This is a genomic window from Patescibacteria group bacterium, assembly GCA_038064855.1.
GTDB lineage: Bacteria > Patescibacteriota > Minisyncoccia > Ryanbacterales > GWA2-47-10b > SICQ01.
In genome coordinates this window covers 58,507-82,699 of sequence record JBBTSE010000007.1, presented here as the reverse complement: position 1 = coordinate 82,699, position 24,193 = coordinate 58,507, and the positions used below count along the sequence as shown (strand labels likewise).

Genomic DNA, 24,193 nt, shown 5'->3' with positions numbered 1-24,193 from the left:
CCATCAGCCGTGGTCGCATTCCCTACTCCAAGACCACCAGAGATGTAGGTGTCACCCGAGACAGCGAGTACGGCGAGGGGTTGTGAGGTTGTCGCGGCAAAGATGTTTGAGTAACCGATGAGTGTTGCTCCCTGTACCGTTGATGAGGCATATATGGAAGAGCCGGTGGTGGTCGCGAAGATGTCACCCATGGAGTAGAGGTTGGTTTTGACATCGAAGCGAGTGCCGGTGAGTGCAAGGTTGTTGCCAGCCGTGTAGGTGGTGTCGGTATCAGCATCAGTGCCACAGATGATCGCGCCATTCGCATCGGTATCAAGAGTACTTGCTCCCGTACATGAAAGAATATGTTCGAGGCGGATAGAGTCAGCAACTATTCCTCCTCCGGTGAAGGTGGAAGTACCGGTGTTTGCTTTGATGAGGTTGCCGAATACTCCGTAACTTGATGTTTCAAGTACACCATCAGCCGTGGTCGCATTCCCTACTCCAAGACCACCAGAGATGTAGGTGTCAGCAGTTGCTGATCCTGCGCCTCCCAAAGCAAACCCCGCGAGAGGTTGCGAAGTGGTACCGCCAGCAAAAAGATTTGAACCTAGCCACACATTACCTGAAGCATGTAGAGTACTCGAGGCATTTATCGACTCGGAGACAGTCAGTGACCCAGCGATTGAAGATGACGCCGAAGAGACAAAACCATCGGCAAAGCGAAAAGCAAACTGATCGACAGTTGATGAAGCGGTAAAGTACTTTGTACCGCTAAACGCGCGATACACGAGATTAGGTACCGTAGAACCACCGCCCGTAGCATCAGTACCACAGATGATAAGACCTGCGGCATTGGTATCAAGAGAATCACAACTGATAGTGCTTGTACTCGTCAGGGGCCCCACCTTGAGAGCGCCTGTGATAATCGCGTCTCCTTCTACACTTAAAACACGCGCGGGCGATGTCGTACCAAGACCCAATGAGCTATAACCAAAAATATTACCCGAAGCCTGTATAGTACTTGATGCGTATACAGAGCCCGAAGAAGTAGCAAAAATATTGCCGAGGGAATAAAGATTAGTATCAAGATTAAAAGTGGTACCATCGAGAGAAATATTTTTGCCATCAAAATAAGTAGTGCCGGCCGCACAACTACCATTCCCCGCAGTACATACCGTAGATCCATTAAAAGTAAATGCAGTACCCTTGGCGAAAATTTTACTAGATCCTGCTGCACCAAGATTAACCGTTTTCCCATACGCGCCGAAATCACCTGCTACCTCAAGCACTATATCAAACGAGCCAAACTTTGCTGACAGCCCACCATTGTGCATACTCATACCTTGAAAGACGCTCTGACCATCCACAAGTAAATTATTCCCGCGTAAACTTTGAGTCGCATAGATTTGGGGAGCATATATTTCTTTTGTACCCATGATCGTCTCACCTTGTAGGATTCTCGCAGTCACATAATCTTGCGCAAAAAGATTTCGCGTATTGATATCGCCATGTACCTTAAGGCCCTTTGAAAATACTGCGTCACCCAATACCGCAAGACCCCCATCAACCTGCAATGATTGCAAGAGATGAGTAGCTCCTTTTACCAAGAGCGTCTTACCCACCTCGACCTTGCCCTCCAAGTACACATCGTCATAGGTGATATTGCCGTTTTTAGTTACAAACGCTAATGTCATTTGTTCGGTAGAAATACCATCGAGAAAATCAGCGTTGAGATTTTCTACTTTTGTCATCGAACGCACTTTAATCGGTGCAGTACCATCTGTGATATTTGAGATCAACTGACCGCCGGCTTCGATAGTATTATCAGAGATTACATTGCCATAGATTGCTACATTGCCATTTTTATCAAGCAACAAAACTTCATTGGCATGCGTACCCGCGCGATGACCCATCAATGTTTCGGAATCGCGTATTTTTTCATACGCCGCGAAGATAGCATCGTCTGCCGCACTCAACAATACACGCGCGGGAGAAAGCACCAACAATATGACAAGAAAAAATAAAATCGTGAATGTGCGCTTGTTGGTGATTATTTCTTTTGCCTCCTTTTTGATGCGGCGCCATAAGCGATGTGTAAAACCAAAATGACCTTCGATAGAGACATCCATGAAAGCCATAAATTTGCCGATAAACTTTTCAAAAAGCGTATCGCTTTTGAGGTCGAGAGATGAATCGAGTTGAGGATAAATTTCAAGTGATTTCTTTTCTTGTTTTTGTGCTGGCTCTGCGACATCTTCCCATGCGCGCAATTCTGCAGGACCTGCAGTGGTAAAGTGTGCCTCTGGTTTTTGGAAGAGTGTCGTGGCATAGGTATCGAGCATCGATACGCTCGAATTGCGTTGGGCAATTTGCTTTGCCAAATACTTGCGCACGGCCTCTTTGGTTGTATACCAGTTGCGTCCAATTTTTTTTGATTCAATTTTGCCCTTACGACAAAGCAAACTCAAATACTCCGTGCTGTACGGAGTGTCTTGAGATGCTTCCGATACGGGAATAAATTCTTGCTTTTTTTCTTTCATATCAGTCATCCGATGATGTATCGGATACCTGATTTATATTGTAAATGAAAGAAAAAAAGGAGATAGCGATAAATCTCCCTTTTTAGCAAATCCTTGTGGAAAGAATAATACTTTAGAAAAATGTTTTGATCGCTCTGGAGTCCTTTTATGCCCTCTGGTGACTTCTTATTGTATTCATATTTTTTCTTAAAACATTGATAGAGATTATATAAACATTACTAACCTTACTATACAAACATTACTAATTATTAAAAAAAGCTATCCGAGAAAATGGATAGATTCTCGCTATTGGTGCACCAATAATATGGCGCGTATCGATAAGACCATAAAAGTCTTGTGTAGCATGATCTGGCATCACAAATACCTCATGCGCATCGATTTTTCCAACGCCTGGCAGAGTCAATGTAACCGTACCAAAGAGCGGCAATTCCTTGATAGCTGTATCTCCGTCCTTATCTGTTATAGAAACTATGCCATCACTGATGGTAATACGCTCTTCCGGTAGGGCAATAATGCGCCTTAAAGAGCGCTCGCTCTTTAAGCTATCCCTAAACACAATGACTGTATTGCGATGAAAAGCGGCAAAACGATTGATCAGCAATACATCTCCTTTATAAAACTCAGGCGCCATAGCATTATCAGCAACCACAAATGGCTGTACGGCTATATACCGCGTCATAATACTAATAAAAAGCGCAAAAATAAATATTTTGGCAAAAAGTATCGCGTACTTCATACCCCTATGGTAGGACTTGTGAGAATCCTTGCAAGACCCCTACAATGAACAAATGCACATTGTTTCTGTGAGCCCCCTCGTACCATTACCGCGAAAGTATGCGGGTGCTTTAAGTTATTTTGCAAAAGAGACTATTGCCTCTGGCACTCTCGTGTTGGTGCCATTTCAGAAGCGCATCATACCCGCAATGGTACTCGCGAGCGAACCGCTCTCGGAAAAAAAGATTGCGATCAAAAAAGGAGCATTTGCGCTCAAGCGTATTCATAAAATTTTTGCATCAAATAACATTATACATCCTTCTCTGGTCTCCATCGCACGCGATCTTGCAAACTACTACCAAGAGCCGGTCGGGCAAATCGTAAAACTTTTTTTCCCTACTTTTTTTCTGAACACGCCGCCCGTAACGCGCGCGCTTGAAATCCCTCCTCAAGTACTCCAGCATCAACACCCTACGATCGTCTTGGGATCGTTCGCTGAACGCATCGCGTATTACTCAACTGCTGTTCGGGAAGCATACGCGAAAAAACAATCAATCATTATTTTCGCCCCAACGCTCGCGGTACTAGAATACATCGCCTCATCGCTCTCTCACTTACCACTCAATCTTGTCGTTCTTCATGGATCACTTACACCGAAACAAACGCGTCTCGCGTGTGAACGCATTGTTGCAAAAACATCTCCATCACTCGTCATCGCCTCCCCTCTCGCACTTGGTCTTCTTTCTGGATTTGAAGATATCATCATCATTGAAGATTCCGACTCCCCTCACTACTCGCGTAAGGAACGCCCGCGCATTCATACTGCTAAAGCATTGACTCTCTTTGCGCAACATATCCGTGCAAAATGTATCGAAGGAAAGATGCTGCCAAGTATGCGAGATTTAAAAGATGAACGACAGCTCCAATACCTTTCGTCACGCATCAAACCACACGCACCAGGTGCTCTCATTGACATGCGTCAACAAAAAAATCCGATCATCTCTGGCGAGCTTTTGGCGCTCCTGACCACCCAAACTGAGCGAACGCTTTTATTTACCACACGAAAAGGATTTTATACTTTCATTATATGTAGCGATTGCAGTACACTCCTTGTCTGCCCTGGATGCCAAGTTCCTCTGGTCATGCACGATAGTGGGAAACGCCTGTATCACTGTCACCGATGTGAGCGTGAACTGCCGCCTGAAATTCCCTGCCCCAACTGTAAGGGGTGGAATCTCCGTGGATATGGTATAGGCACGCAACGCGTAGCCGAAGAGCTTAAGGCGCTTGGAGTTGTTCGACCATTCTGGATCTATGATGATACTGTGGCACCAAACAAAACTACACGGGAAAAAATTATAACTCAATTTCTTGCGTCGTCTAATGGTATTTTGATAGGTACTGACGCATTACTTGAAGAACCGCGCCTCATGGCATCTCACGGCGCCGTGGTGAACCTTGACAACCTATTCTCAATACCTGATTTCAGAATCAACGAACGCGTGCTCTCCATACTGCTTAAACTCTCGGGCAAAGTATCGGAATCATTTATCTGGGTACAAACACGATTCCCTCTCCATCAACTCTTTGGGCACTTTATACGCCAAGATACCAAGGGTTTTCTGCAAACAGAATGCATGGAGCGCGTACAAGCCCAATTGCCACCCGCGGTACTTTTTATCAAAGCAACCTTGCACGATGCACAACGAGATCGTCGTGATGCAAAAGTAAAAGAACTCGAAAGTCTTATCTCCGGGCACGCCGAATATGTCTCAAGCTACGCGGCATTCAACGATACCTCTCGCCATCACCTTCTTATTAGTATCAATGAGCACCAATGGACAGAAAACGCCGAAGACCTCAAAGGTATTCTTGCTACCCATGCGGACCAGTGGGACATTGTCGTCGATCCAGAAAATATCTTATAGTAATGCCATGACCTCACTCATCGTCACTCTACCCAATACGATACTGCGCAGGACGGCGAAACCTGTAGCCAAAGAAGAATTTGGTTCGCCCGAACTTGCGAGCATTCTTCGTGATATGTCAGGAACGCTGCGCAAAACGCCTGACGGCATTGGTATTGCGGCCCCTCAAATAGGCATCTCAAAGCAAATATTTCTTGCGTCCGAAGAGGCTCTTGCCATCGATGAAGGTTGGGAGCCAAAAGACGCGACTGAAGAAAAGGCAAAGAAAAAAAGTTGGAAATATGTCATATTTATCAATCCTACGATTCTTAAAATCGCTTCAAAAAAAGTAGCAGGCACCGAGGGATGCTTGAGTATCCCGAAGACTTACGGCATTGTGCCCCGCGCGGAAAAAATACGCGTACGGGCATATGACGAAACCGGCAAAGCATTTGAGCGAGGTGCTACCAAGCTCTTTGCTCGCCTCTTGCAACATGAGATTGACCACCTTGGTGGTACGCTCTTTATCGATCACGCTACCAAGATCACCAAGATTAAAGACACTAAATGAAAAAAACTCGCGTAGTATTTTTTGGCAATAGTGCTTTTTCGGTGACGATACTCGACGCGCTCGTGCGCGCAGATTTTGATATCGTCGCAGTTATCGCAAGTCCTGATGAACCGAGCGGACGAGGACACGCACTCACCGCTCCCCCAGTAGCACTCTACGCGAAAGATCGCGCAATCCCTCTTGTGCAAGCAAAACGCGTAGCAAACAATGATGTCCCTGCGTGCGATCTTGGTATTATCGCTTCATACGGACATATCATACCAAATGATATTTTGGATATTCCCACGCATGGAACGCTCAATGTGCATCCTTCACTCTTACCGCACTACCGCGGCCCGACACCCATACAAACGGCACTTGCTAACGGTGACGATACTACAGGCATTACCATCATGCTCACCGATAAAGAGGTTGATCATGGCCCTCTCATAGCCCAAGAACAAGTAGCTATAGATGACACTGATGATGCGCTCACGCTCGAAGAAAAACTCGCGCAGAGAAGCGCCGATCTTTTGGTGTGTGCTATCCCCCTTTGGATTAAAGGCACGATACAAGCGCGTGAGCAAAATCATACAGCTGCGACTTTCACCAAAATGCTCACTAAAGAATCGGGACATATCGATTGGAACCAGCCCGCACAAAACATTATCAACGCCGTCCGCGCGTACAAGGCATGGCCAACATGCTGGAACATACTTGGCGGAAAAAATTTTAAAATACTAGAAGCCTTAATTACTGACATACCGCGGACTGAAAATGAAACGCCGGGCGATCTGGTCACTCGTGACAAACAGGTCTACGCCGTAGCACAAGATTTTTTGATACACCTCAAAACAATACAGCCATCGGGCAGTAAGCCGATGGCTGGTAGTGCGTTTCTCGCGGGACTGCGCGAGGACACCGCGAATCTAAAACTTCTATAATCTATTGTGAGACGCTCACGGGCATGGTTGCAGTAAAGCCATTCCAACTTGCCAGTATTTTTGTTGATCCGACTTGCTTACCTTCTGCGATGACATAGGTGCCACAGTAACTATAAACCGATTCGGGAGCCATGCACCCTGGCATCGCATATTGAAACCCTATGATACTAGAGTTCTCGACACTAAATCTTGCGTCTACGCGATAAGAGGCGGGCATTACTTGTGCACACGCCATACCAGTAGGACAGGACGGCATCGCGGGCTGAAAATATGCCGCAACCCCCTGTGTCTGACCCACTCTAAGATTCATCGAGTCCGGTCGAAAATACAAAGACCCGTTGGCGATTTTCTCGCCCACCTGAATAGTCATGCTTGATTTTGCCTCTTGCCCTGCGTTGTCACTCACGACAAAGCGTATCGTATAGGCCCCCGCTCGAGCATATGAATGAGTAAAGGTTGTCGTCTGCGCGTTAGTAGCACCCCCTTCTCGGCCAGAAATATCTGAAGGACTCGCATAATTATTCTCATCACCCCACATCACTGAGTAACGCAAGCTCGCGCGCTCAGGATCGTATGCCTCGATTATCCATCCGCCCACTTCGCCGACACTAAGCTGTGTAGGACCTTTGACGCTTTTGATAACGGGCGGCTGATTGGTAGTTGAGTCTTCTTTTCCTATTTTAAATGTTGCCTTACTCTCACTGATCTCAGAGAGTGTGATTGGCAAACCCATCACATCAATAGTCTGGCCACGCGCCATTGTATACTCCTGACGAAAACTTGGCGCGCCCAAGCAACGCGGATCAGCATCTATCCCACATCCACCCGGCGTTGCAACCTCAATCTGAGCAAATATCGGTGAAATACACGGTGTCGTGATACACACGATTTTGGTAAGCGAGATATGTTTAAGAGTAATCGTCATATTTTGATAGTTAACTACGCGCGCAGTGGTATTGGGTGTAATCGTAAAGACTGCAGGCGTTTTGACATCGATATTTTGCCCGGTCACTGGTGGGCGCGTACACCCATAGAGCGCGTTGAGTTTTGCGCGGGTACCTTTGCCTACATATCCAGTACCGTTTGAGAGCCCTACGGGGCGCAAGATGTCATCACGATATTTTTCTTGAAACGCCGTTACACTTGCGGCAAGCGTCTCATCAAAATCGGCGCTCGCGTCTCTTCGTGTATAGATGCCTTCGCGGCGCAATACTTCTTTGAGCTCCATCGTAGCATTATTCTTATCTCCGATGCGTAAGTTTTGTTCAAAGCTATAGCACCATACATTGCCCTGCCCCTCGACGCTCGCGAGCTCTTTGCGCAATGTCATTAGCTTTGTCTCGATCTCCTTAATCTCAGCACGAATTTCATCTGCGGTTCTTGCCGAGACAAATGATATTAAGGGTACAACGAGTACCCCCATCGCTACGATAATAAATATTTTTTTCATACTCTAGTTTACTAAACCTAATAATGATTGATTCATAAGGTATAACGACCCAAAACCTTATTTGTGACTTTCATGGAAAAGTGTGCGCGCATCTTCCCAAAGCTCTGGTTCACCCTTTGTTTTGAGTGAGTACCAAAATTCAACCCCCCAGAAATAAAAAGTATCGAATCCTGTTTTAGTGGCATAGGCAGTCATGGCCGGTAAGTCATCGTCGCCAAAAGATTTCTCGCGCTCCTCACGCGTAAAATGTTGAGCATCTCCAGGCCCCCACGGCTCTGCTTGTAGTTCGATAACAACCCCCTGCCTCTTGCCTGCAAAAAGCTCCGCTGCCGCGCGCTTCAGACGGAAAAATGACGGCGGCAAAGGATAAGTGATATAGCCAATGCGCCCATTATAGATAGTACGGTACATAGTCGTACCAAAAATATCCGCGCGCGACATGGCCGGCACCCACATGGAAAGCTCTCCCGAATCGGTAATCATGATAGGTCGTGATGGATCGAGCTCGCGCACGAGTGCTATCTCGCGATCAAGAAATTCTTTGCGAAACGGCGGACAAACGCCAAATGGCAAAAAAGGCTCATTCTCAACTTGCCACGCCACTACCTGCGGGAAGCTTCGATAACGCTCGACCGCCATACGCATATAGCGCAACAGAAACTCGTCTTTTTCTATATCGGGCATGCCGTAGGTCCACGGCGCCTCATGACACTCCGGCCAACGCGGTACCTTGCGACCAATCGCCATGATAACCTTTGCGTCCATATCGCCCGCACGCGCCAACATATAATCATAATCATCAAAAGACCATTGATCCCGCTGATGCTCGACTTCGGGCCAATACACCGGTATACGCAGATGCCGCACACCCAAATCTTGCAACACCGCCTCATAAGTCTCAATCCATGAAAGCCCCATAGAACGGGCGTAAATATGTGAGAATGTCACCCCCCATATGCGCGGCTCTTGTACAGGTATGCGTAAAACCAAAACGCCCACTACCAAACAAACAAACAGCACCACCCCAACTAACATGCGCAGTATTCGGCGATGCTTTTTTTTCTGATACCTCATGCGATAAAGAGCAAATATGAAGCTACACCAAGCGCCGCCACCCCCGACAACTTCATGAGCGCGGCGCCACGCGAGAAGTCTTCTGCCTTATACTGTGGCAATAGATGCGAGAGAACACCTGCTAGTAAAAACGCGAATAAATATTCAAAACTACCCAACGCATGCACAAGGGAAACCGATATCTTTGCAAGCGCCAAGTTGATCAAAAAAAGACCTGCCGCACCGATAAGTTTGTTGAGACCGAAGATCGCGATACCCCGCCGCGCGGGGCGCTTGGCACCCCTAAGCGCGCGGCGCACACTTGGAAACAATATCAATGAGAGTGCAAAAAGAATAAGCCCAAATCGCGTCCAGATAAGCCCATTGATAAAAGACGGCGTCGCGTCAAAAACAATACGCGCAGATACAAAGTGTACTGAAAGAGCAAAAGCGGCGGCGAGAGTCCATCCACCCAACAGTGCGCTGAAAAGCATATGCCCCCTACCCTCCCATGCGAGTAATACGCCGCCCAAAATCAAAAGCGCGAATACTCCAAAATTCCAGCCATCTACCCGTTCACCCAGCACTTTTGCCGAAAGTGCGATAGTGATAAATGGCGCAATACCGACAAAGAGCGGCACAACACGCGATACTTCAAAGCGGCGCAACGCACTATAAAAACAATATAATGATATACCAAACGCAACTCCCGACAACAACGCCCACCCCATGATTTTGAGCGGCAAGAGATGAAATCCGAACGGCGCGAACAAAATAATAAAACTGCTTAAAATCCCCGTCCATACGGTATAGACTCGAGGATCGGGAATAGTGCGTGCTAAAAGACCCTTATCAATAATTTTAGAAAGTGCTGAACAAAAATATCCTACAAGCGCGATAGCTGGCCAGATCATTATTGATTTCCTAGTAATACCTGAATATCCGCTAATCCTTCACCGGCCGTGTGAAGCTCAATGGCACGCAAATCTCTTTCGATAGCATCTGGATCGATAGAATCGCCCGATGAAAGCGTCTGTTCGATTACTGGATCATATATCATTTGTGGCATCTCAGATGCTGCGGCATTTGTCGTCGGCTCTACTATCCGTACCACATCGCGCATCCAAAGCACACTAAAGGTCGTAAGCGCCGAGACAAGCACGATAGTTACTATAGATAAGTGATGCTTGATACGCGAAATCATTGGATCTCCTTGAGTTTGAGTACTACACCCATCAGCATTGTATGCGCGCCCCGCATCGGGATTGCTACTTCCTTTTCAAATCGACCGCGCATCCTACCCATCCGCGTACGCGGTGTTGCCTGTAGATCAAAGATAAAAATATTTTCAAAATCACCCTTGATGCTACTAAGCGCCGCTCGACTTTCGGCAAGACGCGTACGCGCGTGCGCGAGCTTCGTTCTTAATTGCTGAGCATCACCCATAAGTTCACGCGCGGCGATCGCCCGTTCAACGCGCCCCGCTTCATGTTCAAAACGAATATTGGTTGCCAATATTCGATTATATGTTGAACTAAAGTGGTCTTTGAGCTTACTGCGCACATCAGCTCCAATCGTGTATTCAGGCGCAGGACTTTGAAAATCAATGAACTTGAGCTCGCTCGCCAAAAAAACTTCTCGTGGTCCTGCGTACACAAAAGCAACATGTGCGAGACCAAAAACAAGAGTACTCATTGCGATAAAACGCCATGACATGCGTCTATTTTAGGGTGAGTGCACTCCACAAGCTATGCATATCTTATCCACACGATATACAGTGATTTTCCATATATACTTACTCTTATGGAACGGTTTAACAATATTGGTAGAAAACTCTCATGGCTTGCACCCATCATTCTACGGCTTGGGCTTGCCGTTGTTTTTATACTTTTTGCGATTCATAAACTTACACCAGCAAGCGCAGGGCAAGGAGCCGCCGAGATCGAACAACTCTTTGGCATAGGGCGTGAGCTCTCACGGCCTCTCAATTTTTATACAGGTATTTTAGAAGCACTCATAGCGCTCGCGCTCATCACCGGTATTCAGGTGCGTCTTGCTGGCTTTCTTGCGGGCGGTATGATAACCACTATTTTTGTAGCGTATGTAAACTTTAAAGGACTTAAACTGACTCCTGATCTCTACCGTGATGTGGGGCTTGCCGCCGCTGGCTTTGCGGTATTTCTGTTGGGTAACGATCGTCCTACTCCTCGTGGACGATGAGCTTGCCTATTTGGTCATAATGACCATCGCCACAAGCGACCGAGCAATAAAATTGAAACTCCCCTTTTTCTGAAGCAATAAATGTCACGGTTGTCGTACTCTTGGGGAAAAGGCGTTCATTGACGGCGAAGTTATCAATGCCGATGCCATGATCATAGATATCTTGATTATAGATATGCAAAATCACCTTGGCTCCGCGTTTAGTCTCAAGCGTGTTGGGCTCAAACCGCCATTTGTCTGCGAGTGATATCATATTGCGCTCAAGTACCGTCACACCATCCCACGCGACAGCTCCAACATCTTTCGGACGGTAATACTTTTCGTAGACAATGCCGCTACCAATCAAAAGCGCTCCAAATAAAAGAAAAATGATATATTTGTTACCCATATGTATGCACAGGGAGCTTTGCGTTCCCGTGATAAGATAGAGTTAATAGTATTACTATAGCATATTTCTCACTCTATATGGCAACCATTCGTCAAAGTTATCGAGTACAGGGCATGCACTGCGCAAACTGCCAAGTACTCATCAATAAAATTCTTTCAGCGCAAAAGGGCGTCACCAAGGCAAACGCAAACTACAGCTCAGAGCGCCTCATCGTCGAATATGACCCCACCACCATCACACTCGAGGCAATACGGGGCCTTCTCAAAAAACTGGGCTATGGGCTTATCGTACCCAAAGAGGGCGCCCTCGAAGAGGAAGAAGTAGAAAAACACCGCTTGGCAGAGATACTGCACCTGCGTAATCGCACGATTATTTCGTTTCTGCTCGCTACCCCCATTATTCTCTACTATATGGCGGTGCATATGCTCAATCTCCAACACGGCCATGCACTTTGCGCCGGTGGTGATGCGATCATCAAAGTTATCGATGGCGCGTGCACCAATGGCACCTTCATAGATCTCAATTGGGTATACCTCATCATGACCACACCCATCCAGTTTTTTGTGGCATGGCCATTCTACCGCAACGCCTTTACCGCGCTACGCGTAGGATCGACCAATATGGATGTACTCGTGGTATTGGGAACCACTACCGCGTATCTTCTGTCGGCATTTGGATTTTTCTTCTCGATGACATTCAAACTTAGCCCTGACTCATTCTTTTACCAACAACTATGGCAAGGATTGAGCCACCCGTATTGGGAATCTTCTGCCGCACTCATATCGTTTCTTATTCTTGGCCGCTACTTTGAAGCCCGAGCCAAAGGTCAGGCATCGAGCGCTATCCGCAAACTCTTAAAACTCGCCCCTCAAGACGCTATCGTCATCCGAGATGGCAAAGAAGTCACGGTAAAGATTGGGGACATCCAGATTGGCGATGTATTTTTGGTAAAACCGGGTGAAAAAGTAGCTACTGATGGCTTAGTTATTGAGGGTGAGACGGCTATCGACGAGAAAATCATCACCGGAGAGTCAATCCCCGTCAATAAAAAAGCTGGCGATCAGGTCATCGGAGCAACTGTAAATAGCTACGGGCTCCTCAAATGCCGCGCATCCAAAGTAGGTAAAGATACACTCCTTCATCAGATCGTAAAGATGGTAGAAGAGGCGCAAAGCGCTCGTGCTCCTATCCAAGACTTTACTGACAGGGTATCTGAATACTTTGTACCTACTATAGTAGTCATTGCACTCTTGTCATTCTTCTATTGGTATTACATCGCGGGCAAGATTATTGCTGTCGCACTCTTGGCCGCTGTCTCTGTGCTTGTGATCTCGTGTCCGTGCGCGATGGGTCTGGCGACGCCAACCGCCATCATGGTAGGTACGGGGCGTGGTGCCGAGTTTGGCGTACTCCTCAAAGGTGGTGAGGCGCTCGAAAAAACCCGCTCGCTCAATGCTATAGCATTTGATAAAACAGGTACGCTCACAAAAGGTGAGCTATCAGTTACTGATGTAGTTCCCATGGGCGGGATGTCACGCGATGAGGTGCTTAAGATTGCGGCAACTGCTGAGCGCGGATCAGAACATCCGCTCGCCCAAGCGGTAGTGAAAGCCGCCAAAGATTTGAACCCCCCGGAACCCAAAGAGTTCAAAAACGTTTCAGGCAAAGGAGTTTCAGCTCTTTATGAAGGTAAGGTAGTTCTCGTCGGCAATGACGAAATGATGAAATCGATGAACATTGATTATATCGCGGGCGAGAAAGACTTGGATCGCCTGCAGGACGAAGCGAAGACCGCCGTCTTTATCGCCTACGACGGTAAGCTGATAGGAGTTCTCGCTATGGCTGATACGCTCAAAGAACACGCCAAGGAAACTATTGCCGAGCTCAAAAAACGCGGTCTTGAAATCATCATGATCACAGGTGATAACCAAAAAACCGCAGAAGCCATCGCCAAGATGGTGGGTATTGATCGCGTCATGGCAAAAGTATTACCAGAGAAAAAAGAAGAAGTGATCAAAGAACTCCAGCGCCAAGGGAAGAAAGTAGCTATGGTTGGTGACGGAGTGAACGACTCCCCCGCTCTCGCACAAGCCGAGGTGGGCATCGCTGTCGGCTCCGGTACTGATGTGGCAATCGAGACTGGTAGTATTGTGCTGATCAAAGATGACTTGCGTGATATTGTCACAGCGCTCGATCTCTCACGCAAAACGATTCGCAAGATTTGGCAAAATCTTTTCTGGGCGTTTATTTATAACATCGTGGGTATTCCGCTGGCGGCAGGTCTTCTCTTCTATATCGGGCAAAATTATCCTGCCTTTGTCGCCAGTCTCCCATGGGGCAAGAGTGCGTTTAATGCCTTTCTCAAACCTGAATATGCCGGCTTTGCTATGGCGTTTAGCTCGGTATCGGTAGTAGGCAACTCTTTACTTCTGAAATACTTTCGTGAACCCAAGATTGCACGAGAAAAAACGGCGTAGTACCATAACTCTATATGGCAATCGTAAAAAAACAATTTGATGTAGGTGGTATGCATTGTGGCTCATGTGCGGCGGGTATCCAAATGGTCCTTTCAACCCAAGACGGTATTCAAAACGCCTCAGTGAGCTGGGACACCAAATCAGGTGAAGTAGAGTTTGATGATTCAAAAGTGACCGTAGAGCAAATCCAAAAATCGGTCTCCGAGCTCGGCTATTCAGCTACAGCAAAGTAGCCCCTACTCGCTTCCTTCTTTAAACTTTTTGATAGCTCCGTAGTCTGCAGTAGGCATACGGAAGCTTTTTATTTCGGTATCTTGAGCTTTACGATACCCGTGTCCTTGCGATAAGATTCTACCCCCAACGGCATCAGCAACCTCTGGCACCATGAGCTGCCTACCAAGACGCTTTAGTATTGCTGTCTCAAAAAGCGCGAGTGACTCCTGCTCTACATCGGCATTGCCAAGTTGAGCTGTCGTTTCATTGAGACGCATCGAGATGACCTCTTCGGGAGACAATACATAAAGACCTGACTCGAGCTCACCGGTCACCTCGGGACGAAAACCGAGCACGATTCCATTGGCATTTTCCCACCATCTAATGGGTCCTGTGCTCTTACCAAACTCACCACTCACTTCAAGATGCTCTTCTTTACGCGTCCACCAGTCAATACCGCCTTCAAAATCTTCAAGCTCGGCATCTGGAGTCAGTACCAAAATATCGGTATCTTTGCGACGCGCGAGATCCTGCGGCCTCGCAGAGCGCCATACGGCCTCGGCAAGGCCGCCTATCAGCACGCCTGATACTCCTTTTTCTTTCAAAATCGCGTTGCCTACCTTAATCCCCTCAAAACCACGCACGGCATCAGGCATTTCTGGATGACGCAAAGCTTGCTCCAAGCGTAAAAGCGCCTTGAGTTCTGCTTTGTATTGAGGTCGTATCTCGGGCTTTTGTTCAAGATGGAAACCGAGGGTGGGGCGTCCTTCAAATCCAGGCATATGCCATTCTAAACACTAAATACGATAAGTGACCAGATTAATGCTGCAGATATAGTGAGCGCTAAAAGACCTGCGATCAACGCCTGCACGAGTGTTATTTTCTTTTTACGAAATGCAATGCCAGCAAGTGACGGGCCTACTATAAAAAACAAAAGCGATGCCGCCCAAAGTATTCCGAAAATATCCATAAAAATTAGTGGTTATGCGCACCTGCCTCCATCATGGTGGCACCTTCGGGTCCTTGGGTAACCGCGATATCAAAGGTAGTGGTGTAAACATCGCCATCACGCGAGAACTGCGCAAATACACGATAAAGCCCCGGATACGGGAAAGCGGTATGTGCATCGATCATAGGACCAAATGACGCATCTGCGGGCACCTGGTGACCATAGCCCGGTACTTCACCGTGTGTATGGAGGAAATAGCCAAGGTCATAGCTCCAAATAGCCAGATGCATGGGCGCGCCGAGATATGAGACCATATCGCCCACTGGCTTACCGCTATCGTCAGTCATCGTATATTCGAGGTGTGCGGGCACGCCTGACTGGATTTGATCTGGATTTGTCTTGAGACTGACAGCGAATCCTTTGAACTTTTCTTCGCGCATGATATTTTTTACAATCGCTACTGGTTCTGGCTTGCCACCTACAACAGTTATAGTATTGCGCACGGTGCCCTCGTGATTTTTATGCGAAAATCCGGTCGCGAGTGAATAGGTACCGGCCCTTGGGAATGTAACATATATCGGAAACTCTCCCTTGGCGCGCATCTCGTCGGTGATTGGTCCAAAATCATCAGGGTGAACATGCATAAAGGTCTTCAAATCTTCGGAGACAATGATGACATGTATCAAACGCTCGTGCTCTTCTTTGAGATCTTGAAGGGGCAAACCTTTTTCATCTTTGAGCGCAATTGATATCTTTGTCATCTCGCCCGGCTTAGACATGATAGGATCAGTATTCACACTGCTATTGAAAACTGTCGCCATATCCATATGCTTCGTATGAAATTGGAAATTGTGCGGTAGTACCCATCCAAAAAGCGTATAAAGACCGACTGCAAGCCAAACGATAAAACTGAGATAGGTACGCGAGTCGTGTATCTTATGATCTCGCTCCGCCTCAGGTGCCGCATATGCCTCGCGGCGCTTGCGTAACCAAAGCCAGACAAACGGCACAAGCCAAATAGTCACCATTATATAACTCCCAATCCATAGATTACCGGGGGGAGGAGCTTCATGCGCATGGCCGAGTTTGCCTATATTTGACCCTAAAATGGTCGTAATCGCCTCCTCTTGCGTCACGCTCTCTAGGTATGTATGAATGCCTGAATAGACATACCAATCATGAGTAAAAGTACCGAGGGTAAAGAGAAAACCCGCGATAAAGATCATTGCCCAACCAGTTGATTTCTCGACTTTGGTGCGGTGTTTTACCAAAAATCCGGTGGCGTTTACGCCCAAAATTGCATAAAAAGTCAGTATAAAGAGTGGCGTCACGCGCCCGAGCGCCTGTACTACCATGATGAGCCACCCCTGAAACGCGCTGCCGCTCACCAAAATCTGCGGGATTATGACACCATTGAAAAGCGGATTGGGGCACCCCACGCCCACATTGCCCAAAAAGAGTCCGAGTAAAAACGCTTTTACAAATTCTTGTTGTTTTTGGATAAAGTCAGGAAACGCGCCACTGTAGGTTGGCATCTTGAACCCACGCAAACCAATATCATGAAATGCAAACAAAAGCCCCATGGCGCCCGCAAACATATACATCCAATTTTTTGCCGTCTCAGCACTGCCCAAAAATGTCTGACCGATGGCACCTAACAACGCTCCGTAAAAACTGAGTGTGAGCGTCACGCCCGCGGCAAAAGCGGCCGCAATACCAATACCTCGTATATAGCCTTTGCCCATCGCGAGTGGTACCACCACAAACGCGAGCGGCAGCGTACACGGCAAAAAGATCATAGTAAGACCCACCGCATAGTCATACAAATAGAAGAAGGCGCTATCGGTCGAGGGAGACGCGAAAAACACCCATCGGAGCCCGATGGCAAACACTGCTGTCAAAATAACGGTAAGGACAAGAAGCGGAAGGCGCGTCTTTTGGCTTTCTTCCATGCCATTAGTATAGCAAGGTACAAACAAAAACCCCTTGTTGATAAAAAGTCACATGATTGCCGTGCCGGCAAAAATACGCTACGGATAATGACATGCGGAGATTGCTTGTTGGTACGATGATACTCACAACTCTGGGCGCCCTTGCGTCCTTTTTTTGGTACGCCAATACACTAGCGTTTTTTACCCAAGAGTTTCGTGATGCGTCGCCGAGTGAGCATCATGCCCTTTTTGAGAAGTATTATGGCAAACTCACTGCAAATCAAATGGCAACAGCTATCGAAAGTACCTCAGGTATTTGCCATGGGCAGACACACGAACTCGGTAAAGTGGTCTACGCGCATACCAAAGATATAGGCGAAGCATTTCGCGAGTGTGGTAAATCATGTACCGAAGGATGTTTTCATGGCGTACTCATGGCGGCACTTGGCGCTGACAACGCCGCTGGCATCAAAGATGGCCAACATATAAAGCTCGCGGACCTCTCCGCCAAAGTAAGCGATATTTGTGCGACCGCGCAAGACCATCGGCCAGGCAACTGTGCCCATGGCATCGGACATGCGTTTACCTATCTTGCTGACTATCGCCCTGACATCGCGTTGCCGCTCTGCGAATCATTCCCTACCCTGCCGCTCAAATTTTACTGCGCGGGAGGCACCTATATGGAGTTTGATATGAATAAATACGACCTTGTGTGCGACGACACCACGCCCTACACAGCCGTATGCTGGACCTACAAAGCGCGGCACTTTATTGGCAAGACGAAAAGTTTTGGGGAAGCATCCGAAAAATGCCTCGCACTCCCCGGCCTCCAGCGACGCGGATGTTTTCGCGGACTTGGGTTTATGTATATGGGCACCGTCGAGAACTACCCCGATCTTTTGCCAAGCATCTGCAACGCTGGAGATTTAGATGACAAAATCGTATGTATTGAGGGTGTTATCGAAAAACTAGCAGACGCGCACGAAGCACGCGCGATAGAGGCATGTAAATATTTTGGTGAGCCACTCCGTGCCGCTTGCGACCGCGCAGCGCGCGATAAACTCTACGCGCTCGATAAACCCTTTGAGCGATATCTAAAAGCTGAATAAAAAACAGCCCTCGGCAAGATTTGCGCTGCGCGCATTTCTTACCGAGGGCTTTACTACTTTGTGTGTTCCTACCGTACCGCCTGACTACTTCGCGGCGGGAGCTGACAGTGGTGGGATCTGTAAGATCATCCCACTCCCCACCCCCTCCACCATAGGGCGGGCGCCATTCCACTTCTCGATGGCGCGCCACTGGATGAGCTCGGGCGTAATCGACTTCGCCACGAGCAAGTTTGCCTCGGCTTCCGCCTTGGCATTCAAGAGCCGCGCGGCCGCCGTGCCGTTTGCCTTGGCGACCGCCTTTTGAGCCTCGGCCGTTTCCTGCCGGAGCTCGTTCTCGACACGGATCGCATCCTGCGTCGCCTTCACCTTCGCGTTGAGCGCGGTGGTGACGGCTTCGGGCGGACGCGGCGCACCGATCACACCGAACTGCTCGATGACCACGCCGTACTGCGCGAGCTGGTCATTGACCCGCTTCCTGACAGCGAGCATGAACTCTTCGCGCTTGACGCCCATGTGCTGCTCGGCACCATAGAGCGGGCCGACATCATTGAAGTGATCACGCGCCACATTCCGCAGGAACCCGTGCGTGAAGGTCTCCAGATCGTCCGACCTGAACTTCACGTAGAACGACGGGACCTTGGCCGCGTCGAGGTACCACGAGATCGAAAGGTCGATCGCGATGGCGAGGCCGTCCTTGTCCGAGAAGATGATCTCCTCGTTGTTCGGACTACCCTCCTGCGTGTTGTGCGTCCAGACCGCGGTCTGGACGAAGGTTGGGTACTCGAGGACATCCTGCGTGGCCGGATTGTACCAGATGACGCCGGTCTGGGCGGTATAGTCTTGCACCCCCTTTTCCGACCCCATCTGGTTGACCACGATGCCCACGTGACCGGGCTCGATGCGCGTGCATCCGCCCATCATGCCGACGGCCGTGATGATGAGCGCGACACTCAAGTACTCCTTGAGATACTCGAGCCCGCGGGCCGCCGCTTTGCGACCGCGCGGCAGCCAGAGCGCCACGATGACCACGATGAGCGCGAACCCGAGCAACACTTGGATGTCGCTCTTGGCGCTCAAGAGACTGAACGCCCAGTTCACACCGATGAGCGTCGCGAACAGCGTGAACGCCCACACCACAAACTTCGTCTGCATCTTTTCTCCTCCTTCTTCCCATGCCTGCCTTTTGGCTAGGACTTACTGGGATCTATGGTTTTGGAACACGAAAAATCAAGTTACAACTGAAAGGCATTGTACACTATATTTACTTGTTTGTCAATACCCTACCGAGTATTGAAAATTATGAATTATTAAGGGTTAAGACCGAAATCGGCACAGCTTTGCCACATTGGCTGGGGTTCTGCGTCCGCGCACGCACCTATATTATCAACACCATTGGCGTCTGCTGGAAATATCGTGCCGGTGTTGGTAACGCCTGTACACGAAGTCAGATTATTAGTGCCATCAGTACTATTGGTACCGGTTGCATCGGCAGATATAACGCTGTTGGTGCCATTGGTAACGGCTCCCTGATACGCACGGATAAAGTTGGAACCGCCATGACTGCCGCCACCGCTTGAGCGCGCATCGAGTGTCGGGCCGAAGTCAGCATTGAGACCGAGGCGCGAGAGAAAAATATTTTTACCGCTTGCGAGATTGATAGCGCCGTACGGAATAGTATCGTTGGCATTACGCGCCTCTACATCAAACGCCCGATCGCTACCTGAAATATTTCCCGAAAGAGATCGTACATCCACAAGACCGCCATTGGAACCGCTCGAGAACGCCTTTGCCGATATTGCACCAAAGCTATCATAGGTACCTTTGCCATGACCTCGCACCGTGATATCTTTTTCTGCCTGCACGCGCACTGCGCCGGGTTTATAGTGTCCTGAGATCCATGAGATGAGTCCTCCCCACATGCTCTTGGTAGAACCACTGTATGAGAAATGCGGATAGAGAGGTTGCGTAGTATTGGCATTGACTGCCACGGATCCGGCAAACGATGCGACATTGATCTTTGGCTGTGATTTTGGATTTGGTGAATTGATAGATGCACGACCCAATACTAAACCGTTGATTTCAATATTGCCTACATCACACGCGAGCAAATTGATAGTGCGCGCACCCGCATGCCTACCCCAATCATCTACCCAACCGTCTTTACCTTGAGTGATGTCTCCGCACCACGCGGCAACCGTGATATTGCCAGGACGCCTCAGTGACGCGCCTTGCTGATTGCGGATCAAACCATTGATCTTGGCATTGTGGCCCGTGTTGATGACGATATCGCCTGCGTCTTGGTTAGTCGAATGTACGATAATCTCTGAACTCGCGTCAGCGACAAGATCACACTTGGTTTTGATCATAATACCCGGCGCGTATTTCGAATTGCCAGTGCCTACCGGCACAGTGGTCAGCGTCACGCCCGATCCAAAATGTATTGATTTGCCGCCGGTATCAAAGATGGCATTCCACCCCGAGGGCGTTGAACTCGCTTTGCTATACATAAAATATGGCTGTAACGCGGGGTCACCAATATACGCAGGTGGGTTTTGATTGAAATCAATCGAGATGTCATTTGCTACCTCAATAACAATAGGCTGACCATCGGGACCGAGCTCGCAGGTCGGGCACTTTTTGTTGTAACTAATACTCAACACTTCTACCACGAGATCGCAACCAAATACTTGACCATTCATTGATGGGTCAAGCTGATAATGTTCGGGCACGGAGTTGGTCTGATCACACTGGCCACGAAAACACGGCGTATGCAGATCAATCACCCAATTGTCTTCGATATCGTTGTCAGATTTTGCAAGGCGCCCGTACGCAATGCTCGATGGCGCATCAGGGTCATGATACGCAGGAATGCTTGTATCGTTGGCTGGCGTATTGTCAGCGGTTTTTGAAAGATACGGGCAAAGCGACGGATAGCAACGAGTAAGGTCATTGGGGAAATGGCTGCAATACTCGCGCTCCTCGGGCGAATCGATGCGCGGTTTTGGTTTTTGTACAATGCGATACTCTACATCATCCAAAATATCCTCGCCCAAAAATGAGTCTGAAAGATTTACTACCAAGGGCTTATAGTGTACTTCGCCGGGAAATACCGTTTCAAACGAAATAATATTTGGCGAGATCGAAAGATTCGCATCGATAGAGACTACCTGCGCGCCTACCTGCACAGTGCTTACCAGTACACCGACGATAATCAACACGCCGAGCGCGCCCAATACTTTTGGCTGTAAAAGTTTTTTCATATTATTGTGTCTCCCCCGTGCTTACTTCTGGCGCTGGCGATTCGGCTACAGGAGCAGGCGCTTCTGGTGCTGGTGCCTCTACTAACGGTGCGGGAGTTTCTTCTGGAGTAATCTCTGCTGGGGGCGTGGACACTTCTGGAGTTTCTGCCGTCTCTGTTACTTCGGTATTTTCAGTAGGAGGTGTACCGTCGTCGCCATTGTTTACGGGCGCTTCTTCCACAATCGCTACTGCAGGCTCTTCAACCTTTGCCTTTTCTTCTTCGGGCGCGATCGTTGCCGCCTCGCTCGCAGGCGTGGGTTCAGAGACTGGAGAAAACTCAGGAGGTGTCAGATCAAGGGTTTCGCGAGACAAGAATATCACCGCGATATCACTAAAAAGAACAGAGGCGTCAGGAGTAAAGAAAAAATTATTTTCCTCGCCGGGCGTACCTTCGGGGTCAATCCAGTTTGAGGAGCCGTCAGGAATGCGTGCAAAAGATTTGTTGTCGCCAGCGACTGCAGTATAGGTATGACTATCGACGAGTACACCGCCGCTACCTACCGGACCACTAAAGAGTCGTACCGTATCACCTGTTGAGTTGTTGAGCTCAAAGTCACCATCACCATCGCGATACACGACAAGGCGTCCATGTGAAGGAATAATCGTATCGCCCGTATTGGTGCGCACGCCATTAATCTCGAGCTCATTTGCATTGCTCGCGTCATAAAGCCACCAGCTTGCCACATCAACTGAGCTGTTGGTTGGGTTAAAGAGCTCTACCCACTCACCATCGAGCGCGCCACCTGCAGTCCCCTGATCAGATCCTGATGGATTTGGTACAAATTCATTGATGAGAATATGCGAAGTCGATTCAAATGGTTGGCGCGGTCCGCAGGAAATTTCAGATGGCAGCTCTGAATAATCGACGGTCACATTGGAATCAAGACGCACCGCTGCGTTAGCATCGGCGTCAGTGCCGGTGCCATGAGCTGCAAATGCCGCCCAAATGGTACGATCTGAATGTACATGGATATCACCATTTGATGCGTAGAGTACTACTTTGCCAAGATCAGAATTATTTGAAGCTGTCTCAATGGCCGCATCGTCACCCGCTACTGCGCCCTTGATCGAGATTAAGAGAAACGCGCCACCATCTATTGAACCGTTGAATGATACATTGGAGCCGATATCAACCGTACCATCAACGACAATTGCTACGAACTTTTTACCAAAGCCATTGTCTTGTGTGATAACAGTATTTGACCCAATATTCAAATTGCCATGAATATAGATCGGGCCTTTGACGAGTAGCGTATTACCACTACCAAAGGTCACATTGCCCATGATTTCGGTAGGACCCATCTGAATACCCACGGTATTGTTCGGGAAGTTAAAGCTCCCTGCGATAGCGCCACCATCAGCCGCGCGTGCTTTCCATTCGCTGATCATGACATCAGGCAGGTTTGCGGTGCTGGCATTTTCCAAAATATCTTCTGACACATTGATGCCGTCATCAACCTGATCAGTCGAGGTAGCACTACCGTTGATAGCCACATTAGACGCGCCCGTGGTGCGTTCGATATCATCGTTTGAACGCGCATCACCGTTGATAGTGACATTGGACGCGAGAGCGATATCATCATTGTTCTCGGAGATCGCGCCTGCCGCTTGTACCGCGAGTCCTGATGTCCAGTTGATTGTCTTTGGGCTGCACATAAAGGCGCTCTCAGCATTGAAAAAATCTACCGCTTCAGTCTCGGTACCTGAAATCACCACATTGACTGTCTTGGGGCTAATATAATCCCATCCGTCGCGCGACTCTTCTTCGAGCGTATAAATATCGGGTGCGAGACCAGCAAATGAATAATATCCCTGCGCGTTAGTCACCGTTGAGGTCGCAAAAGTTGAAGTGGCGATTTGAATCTGCCAACCAGCTATTGGAAAATCACCGGGTGTGAGCGTGCCCGATCGATCAACATCGTGATACTTAAAGCCCTGCACCATACCCGCGGTATGTGGGAATGTATATATTTCTGTCGTTACAAAACTACCATGCGCGTCACTGCCCGCGCCATCACACGCAATCGCTTTGATGACGGTGTCTTGTGTGACCTGCAAAGGGCCTTGCGGCTTTGGCCCACCAAAGGTATCTCCGCATACGGGGTCAGGTGCACCGAACGGATCTGCAGTGAAAGTGAGTGTATAAAAAATATGCGTCGCGTCAGTGTCACTATCGTCAATGATGATATCAACGGGTTCGATGTACTCGCCACCGGCAGGCGTGACGACAGGTGGATCGATGCGTGCCACCTCGGCCTTTACATCAACGACATGCGCCTCAAATGCCACGAACGCGTGCGCGTTTGCCAACACTAAGGTGACCGCCAAGAAGCCCGCGAGAAGTTGTTTCTGAATAGTAAGAAAAACGCGAAACGCGCCACGTGAATTACGCTCAAAGATTTCAATCTTTGAGCCCCGAGGTTTGATTTTTTTTATGTCTGACATAATCACGATGCGCTTTGGCAT

General features: G+C 48.5%; 21 protein-coding genes. 7 read left to right on the top strand and 14 right to left on the bottom strand.

Annotated features, from left to right (window positions below; genetic code table 11):
• The coding region (locus AAB417_02560; GenBank protein MEK7630884.1) for a hypothetical protein at nt 1-2,522 on the bottom strand (2,522 nt) is incomplete at its 3' end.
• A gap of 241 nt (nt 2,523-2,763) precedes the next feature.
• The gene (gene lepB, locus AAB417_02555; protein ID MEK7630883.1) at nt 2,764-3,258 is read right to left on the bottom strand and encodes a signal peptidase I; all 495 of its coding nucleotides are present in this window, start codon (nt 3,256-3,258) and stop codon (nt 2,764-2,766) included.
• Between the two features lie 52 nt (nt 3,259-3,310).
• On the opposite strand from lepB, the gene AAB417_02550 reads away from it, so the two are divergent.
• From AAB417_02550 to fmt, 3 genes are read left to right on the top strand one after another with little or no spacing between them, the layout of a single operon-like run.
• On the top strand, nt 3,311-5,164 hold the full coding sequence (locus tag AAB417_02550) for a hypothetical protein (protein ID MEK7630882.1): 1,854 nt from the start codon (nt 3,311-3,313) through the stop codon (nt 5,162-5,164).
• A gap of 7 nt (nt 5,165-5,171) precedes the next feature.
• Nucleotides 5,172-5,714, top strand: a complete 543-nt coding sequence (locus AAB417_02545) for a peptide deformylase (GenBank protein ID MEK7630881.1) — start codon at nt 5,172-5,174, stop codon at nt 5,712-5,714.
• Entirely contained in the window at nt 5,711-6,637 is a 927-nt protein-coding gene (fmt, locus tag AAB417_02540; protein ID MEK7630880.1) for a methionyl-tRNA formyltransferase, read from the top strand. Before AAB417_02545 ends, fmt begins: the two co-directional genes overlap by 4 nt.
• A gap of 1 nt (nt 6,638) precedes the next feature.
• On the opposite strand, the gene AAB417_02535 is transcribed toward fmt, so the two are convergent.
• The 5 genes from AAB417_02535 to AAB417_02515 are packed head-to-tail and all read right to left on the bottom strand — an operon-like array spanning nt 6,639 to nt 10,856.
• Nucleotides 6,639-8,087, bottom strand: a complete 1,449-nt coding sequence (locus AAB417_02535) for a PKD domain-containing protein (GenBank protein ID MEK7630879.1) — start codon at nt 8,085-8,087, stop codon at nt 6,639-6,641.
• A gap of 57 nt (nt 8,088-8,144) precedes the next feature.
• On the bottom strand, nt 8,145-9,161 hold the full coding sequence (locus AAB417_02530) for a cellulase family glycosylhydrolase (GenBank protein ID MEK7630878.1): 1,017 nt from the start codon (nt 9,159-9,161) through the stop codon (nt 8,145-8,147).
• Nucleotides 9,158-10,054: a DMT family transporter gene (locus AAB417_02525; protein MEK7630877.1), complete on the bottom strand. Its 897-nt coding sequence runs from the start codon at nt 10,052-10,054 to the stop codon at nt 9,158-9,160. The genes AAB417_02530 and AAB417_02525 overlap by 4 nt, the downstream gene beginning before the upstream one ends.
• Nucleotides 10,054-10,344 (bottom strand): hypothetical protein, encoded by a 291-nt coding sequence (locus AAB417_02520; GenBank protein MEK7630876.1) that lies wholly within the window; start codon nt 10,342-10,344, stop codon nt 10,054-10,056. Before AAB417_02520 ends, AAB417_02525 begins: the two co-directional genes overlap by 1 nt.
• The gene (locus AAB417_02515; GenBank protein MEK7630875.1) at nt 10,341-10,856 is read right to left on the bottom strand and encodes a hypothetical protein; all 516 of its coding nucleotides are present in this window, start codon (nt 10,854-10,856) and stop codon (nt 10,341-10,343) included. Before AAB417_02515 ends, AAB417_02520 begins: the two co-directional genes overlap by 4 nt.
• A gap of 87 nt (nt 10,857-10,943) precedes the next feature.
• Between AAB417_02515 and AAB417_02510 the strand changes: the two genes are divergently transcribed.
• On the top strand, nt 10,944-11,360 hold the full coding sequence (locus AAB417_02510; GenBank protein MEK7630874.1) for a DoxX family protein: 417 nt from the start codon (nt 10,944-10,946) through the stop codon (nt 11,358-11,360).
• Here the strand turns inward: AAB417_02510 and AAB417_02505 are convergent.
• The gene (locus tag AAB417_02505; protein ID MEK7630873.1) at nt 11,341-11,748 is read right to left on the bottom strand and encodes a cupredoxin domain-containing protein; all 408 of its coding nucleotides are present in this window, start codon (nt 11,746-11,748) and stop codon (nt 11,341-11,343) included. The two genes, AAB417_02510 and AAB417_02505, sit on opposite strands and share 20 nt — an antisense overlap.
• 77 nt (nt 11,749-11,825) lie before the next feature.
• On the opposite strand from AAB417_02505, the gene AAB417_02500 reads away from it, so the two are divergent.
• Together AAB417_02500 and AAB417_02495 are read left to right on the top strand one after the other, a co-directional pair.
• The gene (locus AAB417_02500; GenBank protein ID MEK7630872.1) at nt 11,826-14,225 is read left to right on the top strand and encodes a heavy metal translocating P-type ATPase; all 2,400 of its coding nucleotides are present in this window, start codon (nt 11,826-11,828) and stop codon (nt 14,223-14,225) included.
• A gap of 14 nt (nt 14,226-14,239) precedes the next feature.
• On the top strand, nt 14,240-14,458 hold the full coding sequence (locus AAB417_02495) for a heavy metal-associated domain-containing protein (GenBank protein MEK7630871.1): 219 nt from the start codon (nt 14,240-14,242) through the stop codon (nt 14,456-14,458).
• Between the two features lie 3 nt (nt 14,459-14,461).
• Here the strand turns inward: AAB417_02495 and AAB417_02490 are convergent, their stop codons facing one another.
• From AAB417_02490 to AAB417_02480, 3 genes are read right to left on the bottom strand one after another with little or no spacing between them, the layout of a single operon-like run.
• Nucleotides 14,462-15,220, bottom strand: a complete 759-nt coding sequence (locus tag AAB417_02490; protein ID MEK7630870.1) for a hypothetical protein — start codon at nt 15,218-15,220, stop codon at nt 14,462-14,464.
• A gap of 8 nt (nt 15,221-15,228) precedes the next feature.
• Complete coding sequence (locus AAB417_02485; GenBank protein ID MEK7630869.1) at nt 15,229-15,408, bottom strand: hypothetical protein; 180 nt, start codon at nt 15,406-15,408, stop codon at nt 15,229-15,231.
• A gap of 5 nt (nt 15,409-15,413) precedes the next feature.
• On the bottom strand, nt 15,414-17,339 hold the full coding sequence (locus AAB417_02480; GenBank protein ID MEK7630868.1) for a cytochrome c biogenesis protein CcdA: 1,926 nt from the start codon (nt 17,337-17,339) through the stop codon (nt 15,414-15,416).
• 92 nt (nt 17,340-17,431) lie between these two features.
• Here AAB417_02480 and AAB417_02475 point away from each other — a divergent pair, with 92 nt between their 5' ends.
• Nucleotides 17,432-18,427: a hypothetical protein gene (locus tag AAB417_02475; protein MEK7630867.1), complete on the top strand. Its 996-nt coding sequence runs from the start codon at nt 17,432-17,434 to the stop codon at nt 18,425-18,427.
• 84 nt (nt 18,428-18,511) lie between these two features.
• Here AAB417_02475 and AAB417_02470 read toward each other — a convergent pair whose 3' ends face one another.
• The 3 genes from AAB417_02470 to AAB417_02460 all read right to left on the bottom strand — a co-directional run bounded on the left by AAB417_02470 (nt 18,512) and on the right by AAB417_02460 (nt 24,193).
• Entirely contained in the window at nt 18,512-19,579 is a 1,068-nt protein-coding gene (locus AAB417_02470; GenBank protein MEK7630866.1) for a prohibitin family protein, read from the bottom strand.
• A 155-nt stretch (nt 19,580-19,734) separates the two neighbouring features.
• Nucleotides 19,735-21,687 carry a hypothetical protein gene (locus tag AAB417_02465; GenBank protein ID MEK7630865.1) on the bottom strand — a complete coding sequence of 651 codons (1,953 nt, stop codon included), beginning with the start codon at nt 21,685-21,687 and terminating at the stop codon, nt 19,735-19,737.
• A gap of 1 nt (nt 21,688) precedes the next feature.
• The gene (locus tag AAB417_02460; protein ID MEK7630864.1) at nt 21,689-24,193 is read right to left on the bottom strand and encodes a lamin tail domain-containing protein; all 2,505 of its coding nucleotides are present in this window, start codon (nt 24,191-24,193) and stop codon (nt 21,689-21,691) included.